This is a genomic window from Paenibacillus sp. 2003 (assembly GCF_031455635.1).
Taxonomy (GTDB): Bacteria; Bacillota; Bacilli; order Paenibacillales; family Paenibacillaceae; genus Paenibacillus; species Paenibacillus amylolyticus_B.
Genome location: NZ_JAVDTB010000002.1, coordinates 21,812 through 45,866, shown reverse-complemented (window position 1 = coordinate 45,866; position 24,055 = coordinate 21,812). Strand labels below are relative to the sequence as shown.

General features: G+C 47.0%; 21 protein-coding genes. 16 read left to right on the top strand and 5 right to left on the bottom strand.

Annotation, left to right across the window (positions count from 1 at the left end; all coding sequences use genetic code 11):
- The first annotated feature begins 4 nt into the window (after positions 1-4).
- The 3 genes from J2X75_RS12255 to J2X75_RS12245 all read left to right on the top strand — a co-directional run bounded on the left by J2X75_RS12255 (position 5) and on the right by J2X75_RS12245 (position 1,981).
- Positions 5-1,120 carry an aminopeptidase gene (locus J2X75_RS12255; RefSeq protein WP_076211404.1) on the top strand — a complete coding sequence of 372 codons (1,116 nt, stop codon included), beginning with the start codon at positions 5-7 and terminating at the stop codon, positions 1,118-1,120.
- 96 nt (positions 1,121-1,216) lie between these two features.
- Positions 1,217-1,462, top strand: a complete 246-nt coding sequence (locus J2X75_RS12250) for an HPr family phosphocarrier protein (RefSeq protein ID WP_036614658.1) — start codon at positions 1,217-1,219, stop codon at positions 1,460-1,462.
- 225 nt (positions 1,463-1,687) lie between these two features.
- The gene (locus J2X75_RS12245; protein WP_017687426.1) at positions 1,688-1,981 is read left to right on the top strand and encodes an Fpa/YlaN family protein; all 294 of its coding nucleotides are present in this window, start codon (positions 1,688-1,690) and stop codon (positions 1,979-1,981) included.
- A 178-nt stretch (positions 1,982-2,159) separates the two neighbouring features.
- On the opposite strand, the gene cax is transcribed toward J2X75_RS12245, so the two are convergent.
- Complete coding sequence (cax, locus tag J2X75_RS12240) at positions 2,160-3,230, bottom strand: calcium/proton exchanger (protein WP_036674882.1); 1,071 nt, start codon at positions 3,228-3,230, stop codon at positions 2,160-2,162.
- Between the two features lie 183 nt (positions 3,231-3,413).
- Here cax and J2X75_RS12235 point away from each other — a divergent pair, with 183 nt between their 5' ends.
- A complete protein-coding gene (locus tag J2X75_RS12235) occupies positions 3,414-3,776 on the top strand; it encodes an Asp23/Gls24 family envelope stress response protein (protein ID WP_017687428.1) in 363 nt (120 codons plus the stop codon).
- Positions 3,777-3,904: 128 nt separating this feature from the next.
- Here the strand turns inward: J2X75_RS12235 and ftsW are convergent, their stop codons facing one another.
- The gene (gene ftsW, locus J2X75_RS12230) at positions 3,905-5,194 is read right to left on the bottom strand and encodes a putative lipid II flippase FtsW (RefSeq protein WP_310336866.1); all 1,290 of its coding nucleotides are present in this window, start codon (positions 5,192-5,194) and stop codon (positions 3,905-3,907) included.
- Positions 5,195-5,207: 13 nt separating this feature from the next.
- Entirely contained in the window at positions 5,208-5,555 is a 348-nt protein-coding gene (locus J2X75_RS12225) for a YugN family protein (RefSeq protein ID WP_074095774.1), read from the bottom strand.
- A 210-nt stretch (positions 5,556-5,765) separates the two neighbouring features.
- Between J2X75_RS12225 and J2X75_RS12220 the strand changes: the two genes are divergently transcribed.
- The 8 genes from J2X75_RS12220 (at position 5,766) to J2X75_RS12185 (ending at position 14,055) form a co-directional block, all read left to right on the top strand.
- A complete protein-coding gene (locus J2X75_RS12220; RefSeq protein WP_310336861.1) occupies positions 5,766-6,935 on the top strand; it encodes a M20 family metallopeptidase in 1,170 nt (389 codons plus the stop codon).
- A 190-nt stretch (positions 6,936-7,125) separates the two neighbouring features.
- Positions 7,126-8,820 carry a DNA repair helicase XPB gene (locus J2X75_RS12215; RefSeq protein ID WP_310336859.1) on the top strand — a complete coding sequence of 565 codons (1,695 nt, stop codon included), beginning with the start codon at positions 7,126-7,128 and terminating at the stop codon, positions 8,818-8,820.
- Between the two features lie 36 nt (positions 8,821-8,856).
- Positions 8,857-10,575, top strand: a complete 1,719-nt coding sequence (locus J2X75_RS12210) for a helicase-associated domain-containing protein (RefSeq protein WP_310336855.1) — start codon at positions 8,857-8,859, stop codon at positions 10,573-10,575.
- A 152-nt stretch (positions 10,576-10,727) separates the two neighbouring features.
- A complete protein-coding gene (locus J2X75_RS12205; protein ID WP_036614642.1) occupies positions 10,728-11,165 on the top strand; it encodes a YlbF/YmcA family competence regulator in 438 nt (145 codons plus the stop codon).
- A 30-nt stretch (positions 11,166-11,195) separates the two neighbouring features.
- Positions 11,196-11,459: a YlbG family protein gene (locus J2X75_RS12200; RefSeq protein WP_095290540.1), complete on the top strand. Its 264-nt coding sequence runs from the start codon at positions 11,196-11,198 to the stop codon at positions 11,457-11,459.
- 165 nt (positions 11,460-11,624) lie between these two features.
- Positions 11,625-12,062 (top strand): hypothetical protein, encoded by a 438-nt coding sequence (locus tag J2X75_RS12195; RefSeq protein WP_017687436.1) that lies wholly within the window; start codon positions 11,625-11,627, stop codon positions 12,060-12,062.
- Positions 12,063-12,194: 132 nt separating this feature from the next.
- Positions 12,195-13,118, top strand: coding sequence for a selenium metabolism-associated LysR family transcriptional regulator (locus tag J2X75_RS12190; protein ID WP_076211396.1), 924 nt, complete (start codon positions 12,195-12,197; stop codon positions 13,116-13,118).
- A gap of 67 nt (positions 13,119-13,185) precedes the next feature.
- Complete coding sequence (locus J2X75_RS12185) at positions 13,186-14,055, top strand: PHP domain-containing protein (RefSeq protein WP_310336846.1); 870 nt, start codon at positions 13,186-13,188, stop codon at positions 14,053-14,055.
- A 142-nt stretch (positions 14,056-14,197) separates the two neighbouring features.
- Here J2X75_RS12185 and J2X75_RS12180 read toward each other — a convergent pair whose 3' ends face one another.
- Together J2X75_RS12180 and J2X75_RS12175 are read right to left on the bottom strand one after the other, a co-directional pair.
- On the bottom strand, positions 14,198-14,644 hold the full coding sequence (locus J2X75_RS12180; RefSeq protein WP_310336843.1) for a GNAT family N-acetyltransferase: 447 nt from the start codon (positions 14,642-14,644) through the stop codon (positions 14,198-14,200).
- 387 nt (positions 14,645-15,031) lie between these two features.
- Positions 15,032-16,804 (bottom strand): Rqc2 family fibronectin-binding protein, encoded by a 1,773-nt coding sequence (locus J2X75_RS12175; RefSeq protein ID WP_310336840.1) that lies wholly within the window; start codon positions 16,802-16,804, stop codon positions 15,032-15,034.
- 355 nt (positions 16,805-17,159) lie between these two features.
- Between J2X75_RS12175 and J2X75_RS12170 the strand changes: the two genes are divergently transcribed.
- From J2X75_RS12170 to J2X75_RS12155, 4 genes are all read left to right on the top strand, one after another.
- A complete protein-coding gene (locus tag J2X75_RS12170) occupies positions 17,160-20,018 on the top strand; it encodes a cation-translocating P-type ATPase (RefSeq protein WP_310336836.1) in 2,859 nt (952 codons plus the stop codon).
- A 182-nt stretch (positions 20,019-20,200) separates the two neighbouring features.
- A complete protein-coding gene (gene dapF / locus J2X75_RS12165) occupies positions 20,201-21,034 on the top strand; it encodes a diaminopimelate epimerase (protein WP_036614947.1) in 834 nt (277 codons plus the stop codon).
- Positions 21,035-21,246: 212 nt separating this feature from the next.
- Positions 21,247-23,136 (top strand): bifunctional homocysteine S-methyltransferase/methylenetetrahydrofolate reductase, encoded by a 1,890-nt coding sequence (locus J2X75_RS12160; protein WP_150364286.1) that lies wholly within the window; start codon positions 21,247-21,249, stop codon positions 23,134-23,136.
- A gap of 19 nt (positions 23,137-23,155) precedes the next feature.
- The gene (locus J2X75_RS12155) at positions 23,156-24,055 is read left to right on the top strand and encodes a YicC/YloC family endoribonuclease (RefSeq protein ID WP_091014305.1); all 900 of its coding nucleotides are present in this window, start codon (positions 23,156-23,158) and stop codon (positions 24,053-24,055) included.

Genomic DNA, 24,055 nt, shown 5'->3' with positions numbered 1-24,055 from the left:
CAAGATGAAGGACCCAAGAATTCAAAAGCTTGCAGCAAACCTGGTGGGCTATTCAGTAGATGTACAGCCTGGTGAAAATGTATTGGTTGAGATGATTGGATCGGAACGTGATCTGATTAACGCCATTATTGAAGAAGTAGGCAAAAAAGGTGGTAACGTCTTTGTACAGTTGACTGATAAAACCGTACAGCGTGCGATGCTGAAAAATGCCACAGAAGAAATGATGAAAACGTGGGCAGAGATTGATCTGAACCGGATGAAACAGATGGATTGTTATATCGGTATTCGTGCTGGAGAAAATGTGAATGATCTGTCCGATGTGCCGGAAGAAAAAATGAAAATGTACAATTCATTGTACTCCCACCCGGTACATAGTGAACAACGTGTCAAACATACGAAATGGGTTGTACTTCGTTACCCTAACGCAAGTATGGCGCAACTCGCCAATACAAGTACAGAAGCGTTCGAAGATTTCTACTTCGACGTATGTAACCTGGATTACGCCAAAATGGACAAAGCGCAGGACTCGCTTGCTAACCTGATGAAGCGGACGGACAAAGTTCGTATCACCGGACCAGGAACAGAACTGAGCTTCTCCATTAAAGATATCGGTGCAGAGAAATGTTCTGGCCAAAAAAATATTCCGGATGGCGAAGTGTACAGTGCCCCTGTGCGTAATTCCGTGAACGGAACAATTAGTTATAACACGCCAACGCTGTATAACGGAGTGACATTTGAAAATATCAAGTTCACGTTCGAGAATGGAAAAATCATTGAAGCGACAAGCAACGATACAGAGCGTTTGAATGAAATCCTGAATTCGGATGAGGGTGCTCGTCATATCGGTGAATTCGCGATTGGATTTAACCCGCATATTCTGCATCCGATGAAAGATATCCTGTTCGATGAAAAAATCGCAGGCAGCTTGCACTTTACACCGGGTCAGGCATACGAAGAAACGGACAATGGCAACCGCTCGTCCATCCACTGGGATCTGGTGTTGATCCAGCGTCCGGATTATGGCGGCGGGGAGATTTATTTTGATGATGTGCTGATTCGTAAAGACGGTATTTTTGTTATTCCTGAGCTGGAATGCCTGAATCCGGACCGTTTGAAATAGGAACAGGATTTTGCTGTTGCTAGGAAAGCGGATTCACGGTATCATGTAGTGGTAATTAATAGATGATACCAATAGTAAAAAGACGGAGGGATTCCTATGTCGAGTAATAACGCGGCTGTAGTGGAAATTGCTCAAACAGCAGGCAAGTTTACTTCTTCAATCGTGCTTCATTCGGAGAACAAGTATATCGATGTGAAAAGTATTCTCGGATTGTTTACAACGCTGATCAGCACGCACAGCTATGAACTGCATGTTCATGGTCCGGATGCAGTTGAAGCAAAAGCAGCCATGTCAGAAGTATTTGCCAAGCATGGACTGAATGTAAGCATCGCATCTGAGTAATAGCTCTCAAGAAGCACCTCTGCCTTTTTAGGCAGGGGTGTTTTTTGGCATGGAATGATCTGAATACTCGTCTGGACGTGACTTGAACAGGTGGATTATGCTTCAACAGAAGGCTTAACTTTGCGGGCTTATTTTGGTCAGGTTCTTGTATTAGCTCTTCATTTCGTCTAATATTAGAGGTAGAACGTCTTTACGCGATTTTTGGGACATAGGGGGGAAAAATGCATGACTTCATCTGATCTGCAGGACCAGCTGAATTTGAAAGCGATCAGTCTTCTTCAAGAAGATGCAGATAAAATACAGAAGCTTATTGAAGTACAGATGGAGAATCTGGCTACCCGCTACTGCCCTCTCTATGAGGAAGTATTGGATACACAGATGTATGGGTTCTCCAAGGAAGTTGATTTTGCTGTTCGTGCAGGGCTCCTTCCAGAAGGTGCAGGTAAGCAGCTGGTTAGCGCGCTTGAGCGGAATTTGGCAATTCTATATGAAGCCTTGAACAAGAAGAATGAGCAATAGCCTGCATATGCGCGGGTCAGAATAGAAGGCATGCAGGCGTTTATGCATGCTTTTTTTGTGCGTCTGAACGGGATTGGGATGCAAGCCAGCCGGGAGGCGTATACAAGCAAAGAGACAGCACCGAATGTAAATTCGGGCTGCCTCTTGTGGCTTGTTTATATGCTACCTGAGGGAAGGGTTATACCAGGAAGAAGGATACACCGAGTATGATATATACCACGAGCAAGAGTAAACCTTCGTACCAATTCGTTGAACCATCTTGGGTAATGGACTTCGCAATAAATACGGATACGCCGATGGCGACCAGTTCAATCGTTGTAAATACGATATCCATGGTTCTGCCTGTGAAGTAGCTGACAAAAATCAGTACAGGAGCGACGAAGAGCGCGATCTGCAAGCTGCTGCCAACCGCAATCTCGACGGCTGCTCCGATTTTATTTTTCATGGCAAGCATGATGGCTGCACTGTGTTCGGCCGCATTACCGATGATGGCCACAAGGAATGCACCGACAAACAGTTCGCTAAGTCCAAATTCCGAAGTGAAGACTTCGAGCGTGCCCACCAGCCATTCACTGACAAAGGCAACCATGACTGTTGCGAGCACCAGATAGAGAATTGATTTTTTCTTGGACCATGCCGGAGCATGCTCATGCGGTAGCTCTTCATCGCGATCCTCAGTAACGTCTGCAAGGTAGTTCTTATGCGTTACCATGGAGAATAGCAACCACGCAATATACGCGAGAATGAGCAATCCGGCCACGATGAGACTAAGTGTATTGGTGTCTTTCTGTGTAATGGAATGTGTATTGAGAAAGACTGCCGGAATAAACAGGGCAATGATGGCAACAATCATCAGGGAACCATTCAGACCTGCGAGTGAAACATTATAATTCTGAATTTTGAACTTGAGTCCTCCGGCAAAAATACTTAACCCGAGCACTAACAACAGATTTCCGATGATGGAGCCTGTCAGACTTGCTTTGACCATGTCGAACAGTCCCTCTTTAACGAGGAAAATGGCGATGATCAATTCGGCAGCATTGCCGAACGTGGCATTCAAGAATCCACCCAGCCGCTGTCCGGCGTAGTGAGCCACATTTTCGGTGGCTTTGCCTAAAAAACCGGCCACAAAAATAACCGAAATGGCTGATATCACGAACTGTAGAATCGAATCCCATTTCAAGTAGTGGGCGATGGCACTGAGTGCAAAGAACGCAATCAGCAAAATGGATGAAATCCGGTTTCTCACAACAAACACCTCGGTTATAAATTATTTTGTTTTGAATTGCATTGTAAATCGCTTATGAGATTATTTTCATATTTCAATATAACCAAATGGTGGTAGGTTGTAAACGCATCTTTTTGAGTTTAATTTGCTTTTTGGGGTGGAAAGGATTTAAAATACGAGTAACGAAGTGAAGGAGGATGTGGCATGGCAGAACAACTTCAACTGGAGAGCGGAAACATCCGGATTGCCGATGACGTGGTTGCAAAAATTGCCGGAATGGCTGCAATGGAAACACCCGGAATTGCCGCAATGTCTGGAGGATTGTCAGAGGGCTGGGCGAAGCGACTCAGCGGTAAAAACGTACAGAAAGGCGTGAGCGTTGAGGTCGGCCAGCTGGAAGCAGCCATTGACCTGCGCATCATCGTCCTGTACGAAACCCCGATTCATGAAGTTTCCCGTATGCTCCAGCAGAATGTAAGAGAAGCGGTAGAGACCATGACCGGATTACGCGTGGTTGAAGTCAATGTAAAGGTAGAAGGCGTATCTTTCAAAGGCGACGATCTGTAGAAATCGCAATCCGCAATGGAGAACAGAGCCATATTGACCTGTTCTTCATCTTGATAGACAGAATTGTACCGAGTACACAGAAAAAGGCTGCGCATCCATTAGGTGCACAGCCTTTTTTGTGTTGTTTTTTATCGAATCCGACGGATGGACTCCCGTGAACGAAGAGCAGGTGAGGTACGAGTCTGTGTCTGTACAGTCACGGACTTCGTTTTCTCTTCCTTGATCACGTCCAGATTGTTGGTGCGTGAGATACTAAGCAGAATGCCCATGGCAACCATCATCACAAAGAGTGAGGTACCTCCATAACTGATAAACGGAAGTGTGACACCCGTTACCGGAATGGTCTGAGTTACACCACCGATGTTGATAAATGCCTGAATCGCGATTAGTCCCATGATACCTATGCCGACCAATGTTCCGAATGGATCCGGACAGCGGAGAGAGACAATAATTCCTCGCCAGATGAAGTACAGGTAAACAAGCAAGAATAATGCACTTCCGATGAATCCGAGTTCTTCCCCAATTACGGAGAAAATAAAGTCATTATACGCATTTGGCAAATAGTGCAGCTTCATTGTACCTTGTCCAATCCCGGAACCTGTCATGCCGCCATCACCAATGGCAACAAGCGAACGGTAGAGGTTAAGACTTCCGCCATTAATATCGGATAATGGATCAAGAAAAGCCTGAATCCGTCCGATCTTGTAGTTCTGCTCCGCAGTGACTGCTGTTGTAGCAGTCGTTGTGTCGGAAGGAGACATGGAAGAAAACAGAGAATTCGCTCCAAACGCCAGTGCCCCACCGAGTACAACCAAGAGAATCGAACCCAGGATATGTTTCATACTGGCTCCACCGGCATAGATCAAGAGACCACAGGTGGACACCAGAATGAAGGTGGTGCCGAAGTCTGGTTGCAGCATAATCAGCCCTGCGATGAATCCAACGATGAACAAGACGGGAAAATACCCTGTCTTGAAAACCCTGAATTTCTCACCTTTTTTGGTAATAAGAGCAGAGAGATAGAGAATGATAGCAATTTTAGCGAATTCCGCAGGCTGAAGACTGAAACCAAAAATGTGAATCCAGCTTCGTGCACCGTTCAATACCGCGCCTGTGACCAACACAATTACTAGCATTACCGTAGTAAGCAGGAAAAAGGGTGCATAAAGCTTTTTGTACTTGTTGAAGCGGATATTCATGGCAAAAAACATGCCAAATAGACCGATAATCGCCCACATAAGTTGTTTTTTCGTGAAGTAAAGGGCATCATTGTTAAATCTTTCGCTTGCGATTGCAATGCTGGAACTGGAGCTGAATACCATCACCAGTCCAAAGCCCACCAACAATAAAGTGAGGATTAGCAGTTGAAAATCCGGCGTGCCTCTCTTCGTTTTCGTTTGGGCCGTTTGTTGTTTCATCGTTTGGCCCAGCCTATGCTTCCAGCAGTTCTTTAAGCTGCTGTAATTTTTCGGCTGCCAGCTTCACGACTGGTTGCGGAACGGAAGAGTCATAATCCAGGCCGTGAGGGAAAGTGGCTTTGCCAAGGTATACTGCTTCAACAGCAAGAACGGTATCCGGTTTTTCCAATTTGCCTTCCACAGCGCGGGTATTAATGCGTACAAAGTATTCTGAGTTGGTTTGTTCATCTTCAATTTTGTAGTCATATGTAGCACGGTAATATTCCCATTGCCACCGGACAAATCCGACTTTCTCGGCGCTCTCATCCAGGTATGCCAAGTCGCTCTTCAAGCCATCCAAGCCTGTATTCTCAAAAATCATAAGCGTTTGATCCTCCTCATAAGCTTCCGAGTATAATTTCTCGAGTATTTCTCTAGTTCATGATAGTATGTTTCCCCTTCCCGTGCAAGCTTTCCAAGGGTGTTTCGTATCGGTTTTCTTCCAATTCTGCTACAATATACAGCAATAGGTTTGAAGAGGAAGGTTCGGGCTTGATTCAAGTCCCGTTCAAGATTGAAAGGGTGGAGAGACATGACTAATAATATATGGTGGGAAGATCTGCAGATCCACATGGTGGAATGGCGGCGTCACCTTCATCGCAATCCTGAGATTTCCTTTCATGAGGAGAAGACATCCTCTTTTGTAGCGGATATGTTGGAGAGCTATGGCGTTGAAGTGAGGCGTCATGTTGGCGGCCACGGGGTCATCGGTACAATTCGTGGGGACAAGCCGGGGCCTGTCGTCATGCTGCGAGCTGATATGGACGCACTTCCAATTCAGGATGAAAAGAATGTCGAGTATGCATCACAACAAGCAGGAGCGATGCATGCATGCGGCCACGATGGTCATATCTCCATCTTGCTCGGTACGGCATTGTATTTCAGCCGTCACAAGCAGGAGATCCAAGGAGAGATTCGTTTTTTGTTCCAGCCAGCAGAAGAACTGCTTCCGGGCGGCGCAGTTCAGGTCATTGCGGATGGTGCGCTTGAAGGTGTCGATGTCATATATGGCATTCATCTTTGGACCCCGCTGCCTGTAGGTGTTGTTGCCAGTAAAGCAGGACCGATGATGGCGGCGGCGGACGATTTTTACATTGAGATCAAAGGCAAAGGTGGACATGGCGGGATGCCACAATCCACGATAGATAGTCTTATCGCGGGTTCTGCGCTTGTGATGCAGCTTCAGACCGTTGTCAGTCGTTCGGTGGATCCATTGCAACCCGCGGTGCTGACCATTGGTACAATGCAGGCGGGCTCGGCTCAGAATGTAATTGCAGAGCAATGCAAAATGAGCGGTACGGTAAGAACGTTTGATGAAGAGACCCGAAACGGGATGAAAGAGCGTGTGCTTACCATGGTAGCCCAGACAGGGGCAGCTTATGGGGCAGAGACGCAAGTGAAATATATTATGGGATATCCGCCTGTGGTTAATGATGAACAGGAGACAGCACGTTTCTTCAGAGAAGCTACAGAATTATTTGGGGCAGAACGAGTGAAAGCTTCCCCAATGCTGATGCCAGCGGAAGATTTTGCTTATTATCTGCAGAAGGTTCCAGGGTGCTTTATGTTTGTTGGAGCAGGTAACCCGGATAAAAATGCGATCTATCCGCATCACCATCCGATGTTTGATTTTGATGAAGACGCGATGCAGACGGCCGTGAGATTATTTATTGCCATGGCTAAGGGTTACACAGCCGAATGACTTTAGATGCAGTTGGGCATCCTGTTCATACCAAGGTATGGGCAGGATGTTTTTTTTGTGGATTTTTAGAGGTTGTTCAAAAAGTCCATTTTTCGGTACTGAAAATTTGACTTTTTGAACTCGAAATTATAGAGGTTCATTTTCGGAAGCTGCCGGAACTGGACTTTTTTTGTGAGGAGGAAGGCTCCACATGGAAGGAACAGAACATATGTTAAGGACAGATGCTTGTATTGTTCAGCGAGATTTTACAGTTTTGCTGGAAGTTGGTCACCCCGGATTCGAAAGAGCAAGAGAGCAACTTGGGATGTATTCAGAACTGGTTAAGACACCGGCAGCGTTTCATACCTACCGAATCACTCCGTTATCGCTCTGGAATGCTGCTGCGCTGGGATGGAATGCAGAACAAGTCATCGCAAGTCTGGAGCTGGTATCCCGCTGGAACGTGCCTGCTGCACTCATACAGGATGTTCGGAGAATCATGGATCAGTATGGCAAATTAAAGCTGCATTCCGAAGCAGATCACACCAGAATGTGCCTTTACAGTGAGGATGAGCGGTTGCTGGATGAATTAAGTGGATTGAAAACGATAGCTGCCTTTCGTATGGAACGCAAGGACGCTCATGAACTTTTGCTCCCAGGAGAACAGCGAGGGTTATTAAAAAGGGAATTAACACGATTGGGTTACCCCGTACTTGATTACGTGGGGTATCGGGAGGGAACCAAGCTTTCATTCCAATGGCGAACCAATGATACAGGGGACCACTCTGAGCGATTTGCGCTGCGTTCTTACCAGAGAGAGGCTGTGGATGCATTCGAAGGAAGTGAGGGCATGGGAGGAAGTGGTTTACTCGTACTTCCTTGCGGGGCAGGCAAAACGGTCATTGGCATGGCCGTGCTGGAGCGGCTTCAATGTGAATGCCTTATTTTGACGTCCAATACAACGTCTGTGCGACAGTGGATTCAAGAAATTCAAGACAAAACCACAATTACCAGCGAACAGATTGGTGAGTATTCAGGTCAGAAAAAACAGGTGAAACCTGTGACTGTAGCTACATATCAGATTCTTACACACCGGAAATCAAAGGATGCTGATTTTACCCACATCAAACTGCTCAGTGAGCGGCAATGGGGGCTGATCATATATGATGAAGTACATTTGCTCCCAGCACCAGTGTTTCGTGCAACTGCGGATATTCAAGCTACCCGAAGACTGGGATTAACGGCTACATTGGTTCGAGAGGATGGCTGTGAACAGGATGTGTTTTCGTTGATTGGTCCGAAGCTCTATGATATGCCATGGAAACAATTGGAGCAGCAAGGGTGGATTGCCGATGTACAATGTCAGGAGATACGCATCCCGTTCTCCCCGGAACTAAGATCAAATTATCTGCAAGCTGAGGTTAAGCATCAATTTCGATTGGCTGCCGAGAATCCGGCGAAGGTACGTGTAGTCAAGCGGTTGCTGGAACGTCATCGGGATTTGCCTGCACTTGTGATTGGTCAATATCTGGATCAACTTGAGTTGATTGCCCGGGAAATTGAAGCACCTCTAATCTCGGGAACCATGTCACAGCAAGAGCGAATCAAATGGTTTGCCGCTTTTCGACGTGGAGAGATTAAAACGATTGTGGTATCCAAGGTTGCCAATTTTGCTGTGGATCTGCCCGATGCTGCTGTTGCGCTTGAGATATCCGGGAGTTTCGGGTCAAGGCAGGAAGAGGCACAGCGTTTGGGGAGAATTCTGAGACCGAAAGCGGGAGAAAACAAAGCCTATTTCTATGCGCTGGTATCAGAGGATAGTAAGGAACAGGAGTTTGCATTAAACCGTCAGATGTTCTTGGTGGAGCAGGGATATGAATATGCCATCGTTCATGAGAACGAATAGTCCATTTATACTCGCGAAAAGAGGAGGGATTGGGATATGTCTTCATTTGAACCAATAGATGAGCCTGTGGTACTGAACCTTGATTCTTGGTCAAAGCTTGCTTTGGTGGAACAAAAAGTACTTGGTGCAATTTTTCACAAACATGCGGGTCAGCCTTTTTCCTCCCTCCTGCGTCGAGAACAGTGGGCCATCGAAGGACTAAGTGTCGCAGAAGCCAAATCTTCATTTGCCAACCTTCGGCAGCAAAAATGGATCGAATCTGTGCATAAGAGTTGGGGGGAGCGATTATTCTATATTCCTGCTTCGCTGATGGAGACATTGACGATTGCTTACGCACAAAGAGTGGGTATAACCGTTAAGCAGATGGCACAGCATGCTCATGTATTACAGGAAGGAAAGCCGGATATTGCTGCGGAGCTGCTTCATCTGATCGCGTGGATCAAAAGAGAAGGACTTCCTTTGACAGGTAAGGGCACTATACATAAGAAAAGTGTTCAAAAATTAAGTGTGATCACGGTATTATCTTCGACAGACTTTGATGGTCTGAGCATCCGATATGAGCATTCGGATTTGTATCCGACCCACGTAGCTATCCTTCTCGATCTACTGCTCAGTCTGAATCTGGTTCAGAAGTCAGATGATCGAATTCAGATTGTAGATCATCGATTACAAAAATGGTTGAAGCTCTCGTGGAGACAGATGCATCGGGAAATATATCAAGCGTGTATGGAAAGATACGGAGAAGCTGAACCCGCGTTGCAGCATTTCTGTTATCAATTGGCAGTGCTTGCTCCCGAAAAGAACATATGGTGCCATATAGAGAATTCGGAATTGAAACCACGAGTCAGGGGCTGGCTCTGCGCACTGGCTGGCTGGGGTTATGGTGAAGTAGGAGAAGATCAGTCGGGAGAGCTGGCATTCCGCTGGTTGATCGAACCACAGAGCCTGTTAAATCGGGAACAAAAGATGATAAATGAGACGGAGCCGTGTGGATTTTACATGCAGCCTGATTTCGAAATGTTGGTGCCGCCGGAAGCAGGGCCTGACGTGATCTGGATGCTGGAGCAATGCGCAGAACGGGTGACGCGTGATCGAATGTCGATCTACCGCATGACAAGAGAACGATTCATTTCGGTCATAGCCAGAGGGTATGAATTACCTGAAGTGATAGAGTTTCTGGATCAATATGCTCTGACAGGTATACCGGAGAATGTACGTGTTGCGTTAGAAGATTGGGCAAAGGAGACGGATGCTGCACCGTTAACTTTAGATCAGCACATGGAGGTAATGGATGTAAGTACAGGCTCCGCAGATGATTCGAAGTTATTAGAAAAAGATGTGTTGAGCGGTGTATATTCTTCTTTCTACACACCGGATAATCAAGGTCTGGTTGATGTCCCTGCTTCTCTGCATGGGTTGGAGCGTGATCATTCTGTCATTGAGAAGAAGTTCTCTCTGTTGGGGTTTGAGGAGATACCGGAGACCTGGTACAAGGAGTGGCGTCGATATCATAGTTCAACCGCCCGACAGATTGCTGCCAAAGCCATTGAATGGCAGACCAAGCTGGGGATACAACAGGAAAATCGTACGCAATACCTCATTCCACATCAGGTAGAGGGTCATGAACAATGGACTTTAAGCGGTTGGTGCATGCTGGATTCAAGTGAAAATACATCAGAGACGGAATGGCGTACATTCTCCCCGTCGGAGTGGGATACAATGCGTCTTATCCTGCCAGATGATGTCATAACCTGACTATATCACGTGAATATCAGGTTGAAAGGCGAATTTTCGAGTTCCCCCTATTTCTAATTGCAGGAAAAACTCTTCTTAACTATTCATGGATATGCTATGATGAGGTAGTCTACGTTAAGTAGAACTTTATATATAGATAGGATGAATATTTCATGAGCGTAGCGGAAATGAACACGGTCGATATGGCCCAAGTGTTAACGGGCGCATATGAACTGGGCGACATGATTAACCAATCTGCCGAAGTATCGGATTATTTATATTGGAAGCAGCAAGTCGAGACTACCCCTGAGATTCAGATGGGGATTCGGAAGCTGAATGCCAAGAAGGAATTGTTTGAAGAAACACAGCGTTTCGGTCATTTTCACCCGGATTATCATGCAGCAAAAGACCAGGTGAAGGCTCTGGAACAGGAGTTGGAAAATTTCGAGGCGGTAATCCGCTTCAAACAGGCAGAGAAGTCCCTGGATGATATGTTATTCCAGATGTCAGAGACCATTGCATTCGCAGTGTCAACAACCATTAAAGTACCGAGCAATGACCCGAATCCGAAGGGCGGCTGCGGTAGTGGCGGCAAGTGTGGTTGCAGTTAAGTAATCATTATAGAAGGGCGGGGAACGATGATGTTTGCGGAAAGGACAGGATTCATTATTTGGGTCAGTGATTTGAAGGCTGCCCGTAATCTCGAAAAATATGGCACCGTGCATTATATCTCCCGCCGTATGCATTATGTGGTCATGTATGTTAATGCAGAACGGGCAGAAGATACGATGAAAAATGTGAAGCGACTTTCCTATGTGCGCAAGATCGAACGCTCGTATCGTAATGAGATCAAAACCGAGTATGCCAGCAAAACGATGGACAAAACGAGCTTTTACGGAATATAGACGAGAAACTGGAGGGACCCTTTGGGGTCGCTCTTTTCTTGAATTATACACAAATTGGCTATTGTGAAAAAAAGTTAAACTTACGCCTTGAGGTTGCGGGACTAATGTTGTAATATATTTGGTAATAAATAGATAGAAAGTCCTATCTGGTGGAGAGTGATTCCCATGCGTGATAAGGTGATGCAACGTTGGAGCACCTACGAGCCGTTTTTCGTGGCTCTTGGAGACAAGAAAGTGGCCGACATCGTCATTACCCATCATGCCAAGATGCGGTATGCAGACCGTATTGAGCCTGCACGTAGTGATGATGACCATATTGCGGCGTGGTTATGGGAGTGTCTGAAGCAGGACCGTATAACACCATACTACCGTAATGAACAGGACGTCTACCTGATTGATGAGGATCTGGTGGTGGTCGCCGAATTTTCCGAACTTGAAGGAGAATATGATATTGCGGGCAACCCGCTGCACAAAATGATTGTAGTTACGTTTCTGGGACGTATGTCGGAGACCATTGAGTTGAGGGACCTGAAATCATATTATTCATGGTTAAGACATTCAAGAAGAATGACGTTGGTCAAAAATAGCCGCAAGCATAAGTAAGCCTGAGTAGATTCAATATGTTGAAATCATAGATTCAAGTATTATCGCATGCAGACAAGCTGCATGCTTTTTTTGTTGCCAAGCGGGAAATCGGCTACAATGTAGAGAGTGTAATCGAAGAGGGGCGAAGATATGAATTTTCACCAATTGCATATTTTTTATACGGTAGCAGAGAAGGGGAGTTTCTCGGCTGCTGCACAAGCATTACATATGACTCAACCGGCAGTAACGATGCAGATTCAATCATTGGAGGACTATTTTGGCACCAAGTTACTGCATCGTTCCACCAAAAAAATAGAATTATCCGAGGCTGGCCGGACTTTATTACCTCATGCGAAACGGAGTGTAGAGCTGGTCAGACAGACGGACGAAGCGATGTCGGCGTTTACCCAGATGTTACAAGGCCGACTCCAGCTGGGAGCCAGTTTAACGATCGGGGAATATGTGCTTCCGCGCATGCTCGGACCATTTGCACTTCAATATCCGGATATTTCCATCGTCATGAAAGTGATGAATACAACGCAAATTATGGATGATATATTGAAGCACCAGCTTAATTTTGGTCTGATTGAAGCGCCAGTGCACCACCCGGACATGATTGTAGAGCCTGTCATGCAGGACGAGCTGAAACTGATTGTACCTGCCGGGCATGATTTGGCTAAGCGTAGCAAAGTTAATATTGAGGATGTAATGAATTATCCTTTTGTGCTGCGTGAGAAGGGCTCGGGTACTCGTCAGGTGATGGAAGACCAATTGCAAAAGAAAAAGATTGATCCACAGGATATGAATGTTGTAATGGAACTTGGCAGTACAGGAGCGGTAAAATCGGCCGTGGAGGCAGGGGTAGGCATTACGATGTTATCTCCTTCTTCGGTGCAGCATGAACTGGCTCTGGGACTTGTTCATATTGTGGATATCCGCGGACTCGAATTCAAAAGGCAGTTCTATGCCATCCATCTAAAATCGTCCTTGTTGCCCCTGTCAGCAGTCGCTTTCCTGAATTATCTGCGTCAGCAGGAGCAGCCTGAGTCGGTACATAAGACGGGGAAGGCATAATAGTTGGCAACATCAATGATAGATAAGATTGAATCATAATCAATTTTACACAAAGGAGCTGTTGTTCATGAATCAGCGCCAAGGACGCTGTGATCTTCATACGCATAGTCAGGCATCCGATGGAATGCAGCCACCTGCTGATAATGTGAAGCTTGCCAAACAAAAAGGGCTATCTGCGGTTGCCCTAACGGACCATGATACAGTAGCTGGTGTAGCGGAAGCACAACAAGCGGGAAAAGAGTACGATATTGATGTTGTTGCCGGAGTGGAGATCAGCACTCGGGCTGGTGGGAAAGATATTCATGTGCTCGGGTATTATGTGAATACAGAGGATGAGCAGTTCCTGCAACGGTTGCGCGGATTACGAGAAGCGCGAGATGAGCGGAATCATCTGATTATCGCCAAGCTCCAAGAACTCGGGCTTGATATAAGCTGGCAGGAGGTACTGGATGAGCTGGGACGACCGTTAGAGCCGGATGAGAGTATTGGCAGACCTCATATGGCTGATGTGCTGGTGAAGAAGGGATACGCTGTTGACATGCGGGATGCATTCGATCGGTATCTTGCTGAAGGCAAGCCAGGCTTTGTATCTGTACCCCGCGTTGCACCAGAGGATGCGTGCGAGTGGATCAGAGCCGCAGATGGAGCCGCTGTGATTGCCCATCCGGGTCTCTATAATGATGATGAATTGGTGCGACGTATCATCGAAGACTCTCATCCAGATGGCATTGAGGTGTTTCATTCGGACCATGGCCCGGAAGAGGAACGCAGGTATGGTGAGCTGGCCAAGGAATACGCCCTCATTGAAACAGGTGGATCTGATTATCATGGCAAACGGCAAGGTGTTGTTTTCCACGGGGATCTTGGTAGCAAGACGGTGACGGTTGATGTGTTGGAAAGGCTGAAGGCAGCTGCTTCACAGCAAAAGGGAGAGTAAGCGAGACGTTGCAACGCTCTCTCTGGCTATGAGGGTGTTTTTGCTTATTGAGTACATTTTAGGATCAAAGGAGTATAGGACATGGAAACATGGTAGGCTCGACCTTCATGTATTCATGTCCCTTTTTTGTGTTAAAAATAGTCTATGTAATGGAATAGTTTACCCAAGCGCCACGTGTAGCCCCGAGACGTTCGAATAATTGCTGTGCTCGCTCATTGGTCACTGCTGTGATCCAAGACATATATGCGCATCCATGGTCACGCGTATATTGCTGACAGTGTGCAAATAATTTGGCTTCTGCTTCGCCCTCTCTGAATGTTCCCGTAACAAACAGGTCATTCATGATGGCGACACGCTCTGCTTTCATCGTGCTATAAGTAAAGAACAGGGTGGAAAATCCGATAAGCTTCCCGTTCTCTTCTGCCACGAATTGAGCACCGATCTGCTGATTAAGCAGGTTGTTGATCAAAAGCTGGATGGATTGATCACCAGGCCAGGGGTTGTTGTAGAATCCCACCACATAGTCATGCATTAATGCCATCAGGGGTTTCAGATCATCAGGTTGAGTTTCTCTGATATGTAGGGTCATGGTACACTTCCTTAAAAGTAATTTTTATTTCTTAGAATTGAATTATTATACATATAGATGAATTAATATTCAATAAGAATGCTAAATAAGCTGAGCTTCACATATCATTCAAACAAGTAATGCAACCACAAAAATCCCCTGAACCGTTAATGGTCAGGGGATTTTGTTTCTGTCTTTGTTACTGTTACATCTATATAAGTGGAACTAATCATTTACACGATAACGGAGAGGACAGAAAAAACCTGAAAAAGCGAAGCGTTCGCCTTTATCCCCGGATTTTCCCCTTTGGAAAAAGGGAATCGAAAAATCTGGGGATAACAGCGATTGGAAGGTTGTTCTGTCATCGCAGTGTCAGTGTAAATAATCTTTAGTTCAACTTATATAGCCTTATCCATTTTTAATCGTGGACGGCAGACTTTTGATCAATTCATCATTTGGCGTGACAAACAATGTCTTCTGATGATCATAGATCACAAAACCTGGCTTCGCACCACTTGGTTTGCGCACATGACGGATAAACGTGTAATCCACAGGCACACTGCTGGACTCCTTGGCTTGGCTGAAATAGGCAGCAAGCTGTGCTGCTTCTTCCAATGTAGCTTCACCAAAGTCCGTACTGCGAATAACGACATGTGAACCTGGAATGTCTTTGGTATGCAACCAGGTGTCGTTGGAAGAAGCGAGACGGTTGGTCACGTACTCATTCTGCAGGTTGTTTTTGCCCACAAGAATATCAATCCCCTCGGAGGAGGTGAACTGGTGTACGGTTGGACGGTCACTTTTCTTCTTCTTTTTACCTTTTTTATTGCGGTCACGAAGGTATCCTTGTTGCACAAGCTCGTCCCGTATTTCCTCAATATCGTTCATGGATGCAATGGATAGCTGCTGTAACAGGTTATCGAGATAGTCAATCTCGTCTTTGGTTTTGCCAAGCTGCTCATGAATCACAGCCAGACTGTTCTTGTATTTGTTATAACGCTTGAAATAACGTTGTGCGTTGTCAGACGGTGTGAGCAGTGGATCAAGCTGAATGGTAATGTTGGCTTGGTCTTCATCGTAGAAGTTCACAAGCTCCACGCTCTTGTCCCCTTTGTGGACCTGATGCAGGGAGGCAAACAGCAACTCGCCCCATAGTCTGAACTTGTCCGCATCGTCTGCTTCCAGCAGGTCTTTGTTCAGGTTGTCCAGCTTTTTGATGTTTTTACTTCGCTCATTCTGCAGAAAACGGAGCAGATCACTTACTCTCTGTTTTACCGTGTCCCGTTCAGCCTTGTCACCGTAGTAATCCTCCATGCACTTGCTCATCGTGTCATAGGTTTTCTCCAACTCCTGAATGCTCTGAAGATGAACGGCCGAGAAAATCATTTTGCCTTTGGCGTTTGTTCCGGTTACAGGCGTGTAGATATGATCTCTGACAGGCCCCATCACGGCTTCAAAAGCGTTCCAGAGTGCACCAGCCTCAACTCGGCTTTCACCCTCAACCACAGCCTGAGTGCTCAATGTGCCTTCAGAAGCAATCCCGCGGTCAGCAATCTCTCCCGCAATTAACGGGCTAAGACCGCTAAAGGAGTTCACAAGCCAGCGTGATGCCTCTTCCTCAGCGGAATGATAGCTGTCCTCGAATGCTGTACGACTCACTTCGAGCGGATTACTTTTATGTTGCTCGGGTGGGGCAGTATATGAGAATCCAGGCATGATTACCCGGTAGCTGCTAATGGAAGGAGTCACATGATGAATGCCATCCAGAATCGTTCCAGTAACGGGATCAAGCAAAATAATGTTACTGTGACGCCCCATCAATTCAATGATGATCCGTTTAACCGAAACATCCCCCAATTCGTCACGCTGGCGCACATTAATGTGGATGATACGTTCCATGCCAATCTGACGGATCTCCTCGATGATTGCACCTTCACAGTGCTTGCGGAGCAGCATGCAGAACATGGGTGCTTCCGTAGGGTTAAGGAATGTCTTTTCCGTAAAATGCACACGGGGATAGGTTGGGCTTGCCGAAACAAGCAATTTACTATTACCGCGCTGAGCACGCAGGGTGAGAACTACGTCATGACCATTCGGCTGATGGATTTTGCTAATACGTCCACCAATGCAGCCTTGCAGTTCATGAACAATGGCCCGTGTTACAATGCCGTCCAATGCCATTTTTTCCACTTCCTCTCTCTATCAGCACCTGCATTTATCATGCCAAATGCTTCATCTATATAACTGAAACGTGCAACCAGATATGTAAAAAAACAAGGACTGGATGCAGATTCTTCGTTGCTTACCTGTTGAACACTGAACATGGTACTGCGCAGAACATCGCAGACTTTTATTTTAGCCTATTCTGTCCATCAGGGAAAGGATTCACCTTCCGGGTGCTAATCACAGACCTGTCCGAATACATATAGAGCAGGTAGTTTGTCCGGCATAGTGTACAGCCTGTCGACCAGCACGCCGGTGAAGCATGTGAGCTTATTTAGCAGATGAAATACAGACTGGGAGGGAAACTTGAAGCATGGAACATACCAAGTGGCATCAACTTAGTGATGAAGAGCTTCGTAACACTCTTGGCGTCAGCCCGCAGGAAGGATTGACGGATGAAGCTGTAGCAGAGAAGAGGAAAGTGGTCGGTTCGAATGAGCTGAGCGAGGGAAAACGCATTTCTCCAATTACATTGCTCTTGAATCAGTTCAAGGATTTTATGGTGCTGGTGTTGATGGGAGCAACGTTGGTATCCGGATTGCTGGGTGAGTATCTGGATGCGGTAACGATTGTGGCTATTATCGTACTGAATGCGATTCTGGGGTTTGTACAGGAATTCCGGGCTGAACGATCACTTCGTGCATTAAAACAGTTGTCTGCACCTCTTGCCAAAGTGCTTCGTTCAGGCCAGGAAGTACACCTTGCCGCCAAACAACTTGTACCCGGAGATATTGTCATGGTGGAGAGTGGGGACCGCATACCCGCTGATGTGCGCTGGTTGCAAACAAACAGTCTGGATGTCGAGGAGTCGGGCCTTACCGGGGAATCGGTTCCTGTAAGCAAACATTGCCTTCCGATTGCCGATGAGGATGTTCCGCTGGGTGATCAGAAGAATATTGGTTTTATGGGTACCATGGTCACTCGTGGTACAGCCAAAGGTGTGGTTATCCGTACGGGGATGGAGACGGAGATGGGCAAAATCGCCGATCTGATCCAGAATACGGAGGAGCAAGAAACACCGCTACAGCACAGGCTGGAACAACTGGGCAAAATTCTGATTTTTGTAGCGTTGGGACTAACTGTCATGGTGGTCGTCGCAGGGATATTGCACGGACAACCAGCCGTTGGCATGTTTCTGGCAGGGGTCAGCCTCGCGGTGGCTGCCATACCGGAGGGTCTGCCGGCTATTGTAACCATTGCACTTGCACTAGGCGTGCAGCGTATGATCAAACGTAAAGCCATTGTACGCAAACTGCCTTCCGTCGAAACTCTGGGCTGTGCATCCGTAATCTGTTCGGATAAGACAGGCACGCTCACTCAGAACAAGATGACGGTAACGGATGTGTGGCTGGAGGGACGTAACATCAAGGTTACCGGGGATGGTTATGCACCTGAAGGACAGATGCTGGAGAACGGTCGAACGGTAGAACTGAAGAGTGACCAGTCGCTACGCAGAATGCTCCAGATCAGCGCGCTTTGCAACAATGCCAGTATTGTCGAGAGTGTTGCAAGCGAGGTGGGGAGCAAGAAAAAGGGCAAGGATACCAAAAAGGACGGCAAGAAAAACACAAAAAAAGGTGATCTCCAAGAAGAAACCGTTCAACGAGACAATGTATTCTGGGAGCTGAAAGGTGATCCGACGGAAGGGGCACTGGTCACACTGGCCTCCAAAATGGGGCTTACTCCTGCCGGACTCAAAGAGTTGTATGCCCGCCAGCAGGAATTCCCGTTTGATTCGGAGCGAAAACGCATGTCGGTTCTGGTTCATCATCAGGGGGGCCGAATGATCTACACCAAAGGTGCACCGGATGTGTTAATCGGACACTGTAGTTATATTTTGTGGGAAGGTAAGGTCGTGCCTTTCACTGGAACACTGCGACAGAAAGTGATGGCAGCTAACGAGAGCATGGCTGGAGCAGCACTGCGTGTCCTCGGAATGGCCTATCGTGAAGTTCGGCCGGAAGAAAAAGTGGCTGACGAACACGCCGCCGAGAGTCAGCTTGTCTTCGTAGGACTTGCAGGTATGATTGATCCGCCGCGTCGTGAAGTGCGAGATGCGATTGCCACATGCCGCAAGGCGGGGATACGAACTGTCATGATCACAGGTGACCATGGAACAACGGCAGAAGCCATTGCTCATCAACTCGGGATTCTTCCACGTGGAGGTGCCTCCTTAAGTGGCCAACAACTGGCAGGCATGACAGACGAGCAACTTGATAAACAGGTAGAGGGCATATATGTGTTCTCAAGAGTGTCTCCTGAACACAAGCTTCGCATCGTGAAATCGTTACAGCGCAAAGGGCATGTCGTCGCGATGACGGGTGATGGAGTCAATGATGCTCCAGCCATTAAAGCAGCAGACATCGGGATCGCGATGGGCATTACGGGTACAGATGTCACGAAGGAAGCTTCGGCGCTGATTCTGAGTGATGATAACTTCTCAACGATTGTGGCTGCCATTGAAGAAGGCCGTAATATTTATGAGAACATTCGAAAGTTTATCCGTTATTTGCTGGCATCAAACGTGGGCGAAATATTGACAATGTTCTTTGCAATGATGATGGGCCTGCCGCTACCACTCGTACCTATTCAGATTCTGTGGGTTAACCTGGTAACAGATGGTTTGCCTGCAATGGCGCTCGGGGTAGATCAGCCTGAGAAAGATTTGATGGAACACAAACCCCGTGGAGCCAAGGAAAACATTTTTGCCCGCAGATTGGGTTGGAAAATCGTCAGCCGGGGTGTATTGATTGGATTATGTACACTCGGAGCGTTCTGGCTTACCCTTCAGGCTGCACCGGATAATCCGGGTCAACTGATCAAGGCACAGTCTGTGGCTTTTGCTACACTCGTTTTGGCGCAGCTTATTCATGTCTTTGATTGCCGTAGTTCGCGGTCCATCTTCCACCGGAATCCTTTACAGAACAAATATCTGGTTCTTGCCGTGATTTCATCGGTTGTACTGATGCTGGTTGTGATGTACGTTGAACCGCTGCAGCCGATCTTTAAAACCGTACCACTTGGCTTGCGTGAATGGGCGATCTGTATCGTTGCTGCGGGCATTCCAACGTTCCTTATGGGCGCAGGCAGCGTGTGGGGTGGTCGTCGTAACCGCCGCCGTATGGGTGGTTCTGGCCGCTTCGTACCGAAAAGTACAAAGTTTTCGGCATAAAATCAATACCTTTTCCTGACCTATTTCGTTATGCTATCCTCAAAATGATTCGAAGCGGAAGCTTTGGCATTTTGCAGGATAGCTTTTTTGTGTAAATGTTGAATATGAATTTCTATGGTAATCCTGTAGAAGAGCAAGAATATAGCTTTGGCAGCAGACTGCCAAAAGGAGTGGGCAAGATTATGGAATTTACGAAAATGCATGGACTTGGTAACGATTTTATCGTTGTATTTGGTGAAAAGGAGCTTCCGGCAGATGCAGCAGAATTGGCTGTGAAATGGTGCAACCGTTTCTTTGGCATCGGTGCGGACGGCCTGGTTTATATACTGCCTTCGGAGAAGGCGGACTTTCAGATGCGCATCATGAATTCGGACGGTTCGGAAGCAGAGCAGTGCGGTAATGCCATCCGCTGTGTATCCAAATATGTATACGATCATGGTCACGTGAACCAGGAGCAGATCACCATTGAAACGATTGGTGCAGGGGTACAACCTGTGAGTCTCAACATTCGTGATGGTAAAGTGGAAACGGTTCGTGTCGATATGGGTGAGCCGATCCTGAACGGTCTTCAAGTGCCTACAACGGTGGATGCCAACCCAGTGGTTGATCACTACATTGAAGCAAATGGACATGCGTTCAAATTCACTGCCGTATCCATGGGTAACCCACATGCAGTTATCTATGTTGATGATGCTGTTAATTTTGATCTCACAACTTGGGGCCCACTTCTTGAAGTACATCCCATGTTCCCAAAAAAAATCAATGTGGAATTCGCCACAGTTCGTGACCGTGGATATGTGGACATGCGTGTATGGGAACGCGGAGCGGGCCCAACACTTGCTTGTGGAACCGGAGCTTGTGCAACACTGGTATCCTCTGTCCTGAATGGACATACAGATCGTACAGCAGTCATCAGCCTCAAGGGTGGGGATCTCCACATTGAGTGGAATGAAGCTGACAATCATGTGTACATGACTGGACCGGCTGAAGTTGTTTTTAAGGGAATTACATCATAATAAGAGAACGGTGTAACCCAAGAGGCCTGCGGGCCTCTTTTTTTGTTTAAGGACAGTGCGTGTCTCCTGTACAGAGACATATTGGGTGTTATGTGGAAAGAAAGTCCTTATGAGCTGGATACTCATCAAAAACCTGTGTTTTTCTTCGTTTTTTAGCGTTTTTTGTGTTACATTAGTATGTAAATGATCACAGCTAGGCGGGGGGAAATGGGATGAAGGCGGATTTGCGCAAAGTTATGCAGGAACGGGTTCTCGTTGGAGATGGGGCCATGGGAACATTTCTGTACCAAATGGGGTTCCCGGTGGGGATTTCATATGAAGAATTAAACTTGATTTCACCTGAAGTGGTGGCGGATGTACATCGCCGTTATCGGGATGCAGGTACAGAAATATTTGAAACAAATACGTATTCTGCCAATTACGACAAGTTGTCCAAGTTCGGTCTGGAGTCCAAGGTGGAGGACGTGAACCGTGCCGGCGTACGCATTGCCAAAGAGGTAGCTGGAGATACCGGTTATGTGCTTGGTGCAGTTGGTTCCATTCGAGGTGGCAAGCGGACGAACGTGTCAACGAGTGAACTGAAACGCTTTTATCAACAACAGATCTCTGCACTACTTGATGAAGGCGTGGATGGCATTTTGCTTGAGACCTTCTATGATATAGAAGAGATGGATATTGCCCTTTTGCAAGCGCGCAAGCTGAGTGATTTGCCTGTAATTGGACAGTTCGCTGTAGAGGATGTAGGACATACACTGGACGGATATACGATGCCTGAAGCCTTCCGGATTATGCGGGAGCAGGGCGCGGACGTCATTGGTTTTAACTGTCGCTCAGGTCCAAACGGGATTATGCGTGCCATGGAAACCGTCTCCGGACGTATTGGTATTCCAATGTCTGTTTATCCAAATGCGGGTGCAGCAGATTATGTAGATGGTCAGTTCCGTTATGGTGCAACTCCGGAGTACTTTGGTCAGACGGCAGTGCAATTTGCCGAACTGGGCGCTCGTATTATCGGCGGTTGCTGTGGTACGACACCTGATCATATTACCGCTATGAAAGAGGCGCTTGCTGACTATATACCTTCGCCTATTTTGGAGCCTGATCCGTCAGAATCCAAACCGCGTATTGTGCTGCATGAACATGTGGATGAGCGTTCCGGACGTGGAGGTCAGCCTACGATTGTCGATCTGGTCAAGCAGCGTCATACGGTCATTGTTGAACTTGACCCGCCGCGTGACTTGGACATTGCCAAGTTCATGAAAGGTGCCGAGACTCTGAAAGCAGCAGGAGCAGATGCCCTGACACTGGCCGATAATTCACTCGCGGTTACACGGATGAGCAACATGGCGCTGGGTCACCTCGTGCAGGATCGCACGGGTCTCCGTCCATTGGTGCATATTGCCTGCCGTGACCGGAATCTGATTGGAACGCAGTCACACATGATGGGGTTTGATGCTCTGGGGATTAATCATGTACTGGCTGTAACAGGTGATCCAGCAAGGTTTGGAGATCTGCCGGGTTCAAGCTCGGTGTACGATCTGACTTCTTTTGAAATCATCCGCATGATCAAACAGTTGAACGATGGTGTGGCTTTCTCAGGTAAACCGCTGAAGCAAAAAGCTGGCTTTGTCATTGGAGCAGCATTTAATCCTAATGTGAAATATTTGGAGAAAGCTGTACAACGTCTGGAGAAGAAAATTGCCTCTGGCGCTGATTACATCATGACACAACCGATCTATGATCCTGAGTTGATTGTAGCAATGCACGAAGCGACCAAACATCTGGATGTACCCATTTTTATAGGTGTAATGCCGCTGGCGAGTGGACGGAATGCAGAGTATCTGCACAACGAGGTTCCCGGAATTCAGCTTTCGGATGAAGTGCGTTCCCGTATGGCAGGTCTGGAAGGCGAAGAGGGCCGTGCGATGGGGGTAAAAATTGCCAAAGAATTGCTGGACGTAGCAACAGCGCATTTCAAAGGGATCTATCTTATGACACCGTTTATGTTCTACGGCATGACGGCCGAACTGACTCAATACGTATGGGAGAAGTCGGAGCATCAATGTCCTACTTGTTTCAACCCTAATAATCAATTACAATAGTAAAACGGATGTGATGCCGATGTCATTCAGTATGACCGGATACGGTCAATCCGCCTTTCATTTTGGCGGCTATAAGGTACAATTAGAGATCAAATCTGTTAATCATCGTTATTGCGAAGTGATGATGCGTCTGCCAAGAGAGTGGACGTATTATGAAGACGGTTTGAGGAAGATCGTACAGAGTCGTTTGAAACGTGGGCGGATTGATGTTTATGTAATGAAAGAAAAAGAGGAAGACCAGGCTCTTCCCGCTGTTCTGAATGAACAGACGGTCAGGGCCTATCTGCAGGCTGCAGAGCAACTGGAGACCCAATATGGAATGCAAGGCAAACCAAGTATTGTGGATATGCTTGGGCTGCCGGACGTCATGGTTCATTCGGATGGGACAAGTTCCATTTCCGAAGAGCAGAAGGACGAATGGGAGCGAGTTCTGCAGGAAGGATTGAAAGAGGCTCTGTCCAGCCTTGAACAGATGCGCGCTCGCGAGGGTCTTCATCTGGCCAGCGATCTGGAACGGAGGATTACCCGTCTGGAGTCACTGCATACCGAGATGCTTGATCTTGCACCGACTGTGGTAAGTGATTACCGCAACAAGCTAAGACAGAGGCTTACGGAAATGCAGGAAGAAGGCTCTTTCCCTTTTGATGAGCATAAATTGGGTATGGAAATTGCAATGTTTGCCGATCGTTCTAACATAGAAGAGGAGCTTACGCGTCTACAGAGTCACTTTGGACAGAGCAGGGAACTGCTGAAGAGTGATGAGCCCGTAGGTCGTAAGTTGGACTTTCTAATTCAAGAGATGAATCGGGAAGTCAATACGATTGGATCAAAAGCCAACCATTTGGCTCTGGTGAATCGTGTTGTCGAGATGAAGGCAGAGCTGGAGAAGATTCGTGAGCAAGCTGCGAATATCGAATGA

Excerpts from the sequence above, each read along its gene's own strand:
- J2X75_RS12245 (WP_017687426.1), top strand. The coding sequence starts at position 1,688 with ATGACTTCATCTGATCTGCAGGACCAGCTGAATTTGAAAGCGATCAGT.
- J2X75_RS12185 (WP_310336846.1), top strand. The coding sequence starts at position 13,186 with ATGAATCAGCGCCAAGGACGCTGTGATCTTCATACGCATAGTCAGGCA.
- J2X75_RS12175 (WP_310336840.1), bottom strand. The coding sequence starts at position 16,804 with ATGGCATTGGACGGCATTGTAACACGGGCCATTGTTCATGAACTGCAA.
- J2X75_RS12195 (WP_017687436.1), top strand. The coding sequence starts at position 11,625 with ATGCGTGATAAGGTGATGCAACGTTGGAGCACCTACGAGCCGTTTTTC.
- J2X75_RS12235 (WP_017687428.1), top strand. The coding sequence starts at position 3,414 with ATGGCAGAACAACTTCAACTGGAGAGCGGAAACATCCGGATTGCCGAT.
- J2X75_RS12255 (WP_076211404.1), top strand. The coding sequence starts at position 5 with ATGAAGGACCCAAGAATTCAAAAGCTTGCAGCAAACCTGGTGGGCTAT.
- J2X75_RS12215 (WP_310336859.1), top strand. The coding sequence starts at position 7,126 with ATGGAAGGAACAGAACATATGTTAAGGACAGATGCTTGTATTGTTCAG.
- J2X75_RS12250 (WP_036614658.1), top strand. The coding sequence starts at position 1,217 with ATGTCGAGTAATAACGCGGCTGTAGTGGAAATTGCTCAAACAGCAGGC.
- J2X75_RS12225 (WP_074095774.1), bottom strand. The coding sequence starts at position 5,555 with ATGATTTTTGAGAATACAGGCTTGGATGGCTTGAAGAGCGACTTGGCA.
- J2X75_RS12180 (WP_310336843.1), bottom strand. The coding sequence starts at position 14,644 with ATGACCCTACATATCAGAGAAACTCAACCTGATGATCTGAAACCCCTG.
- J2X75_RS12200 (WP_095290540.1), top strand. The coding sequence starts at position 11,196 with ATGTTTGCGGAAAGGACAGGATTCATTATTTGGGTCAGTGATTTGAAG.
- J2X75_RS12210 (WP_310336855.1), top strand. The coding sequence starts at position 8,857 with ATGTCTTCATTTGAACCAATAGATGAGCCTGTGGTACTGAACCTTGAT.
- J2X75_RS12160 (WP_150364286.1), top strand. The coding sequence starts at position 21,247 with ATGAAGGCGGATTTGCGCAAAGTTATGCAGGAACGGGTTCTCGTTGGA.
- dapF (WP_036614947.1), top strand. The coding sequence starts at position 20,201 with ATGGAATTTACGAAAATGCATGGACTTGGTAACGATTTTATCGTTGTA.
- J2X75_RS12155 (WP_091014305.1), top strand. The coding sequence starts at position 23,156 with ATGTCATTCAGTATGACCGGATACGGTCAATCCGCCTTTCATTTTGGC.
- J2X75_RS12205 (WP_036614642.1), top strand. The coding sequence starts at position 10,728 with ATGAGCGTAGCGGAAATGAACACGGTCGATATGGCCCAAGTGTTAACG.
- ftsW (WP_310336866.1), bottom strand. The coding sequence starts at position 5,194 with ATGAAACAACAAACGGCCCAAACGAAAACGAAGAGAGGCACGCCGGAT.
- J2X75_RS12190 (WP_076211396.1), top strand. The coding sequence starts at position 12,195 with ATGAATTTTCACCAATTGCATATTTTTTATACGGTAGCAGAGAAGGGG.
- J2X75_RS12170 (WP_310336836.1), top strand. The coding sequence starts at position 17,160 with ATGGAACATACCAAGTGGCATCAACTTAGTGATGAAGAGCTTCGTAAC.
- J2X75_RS12220 (WP_310336861.1), top strand. The coding sequence starts at position 5,766 with ATGACTAATAATATATGGTGGGAAGATCTGCAGATCCACATGGTGGAA.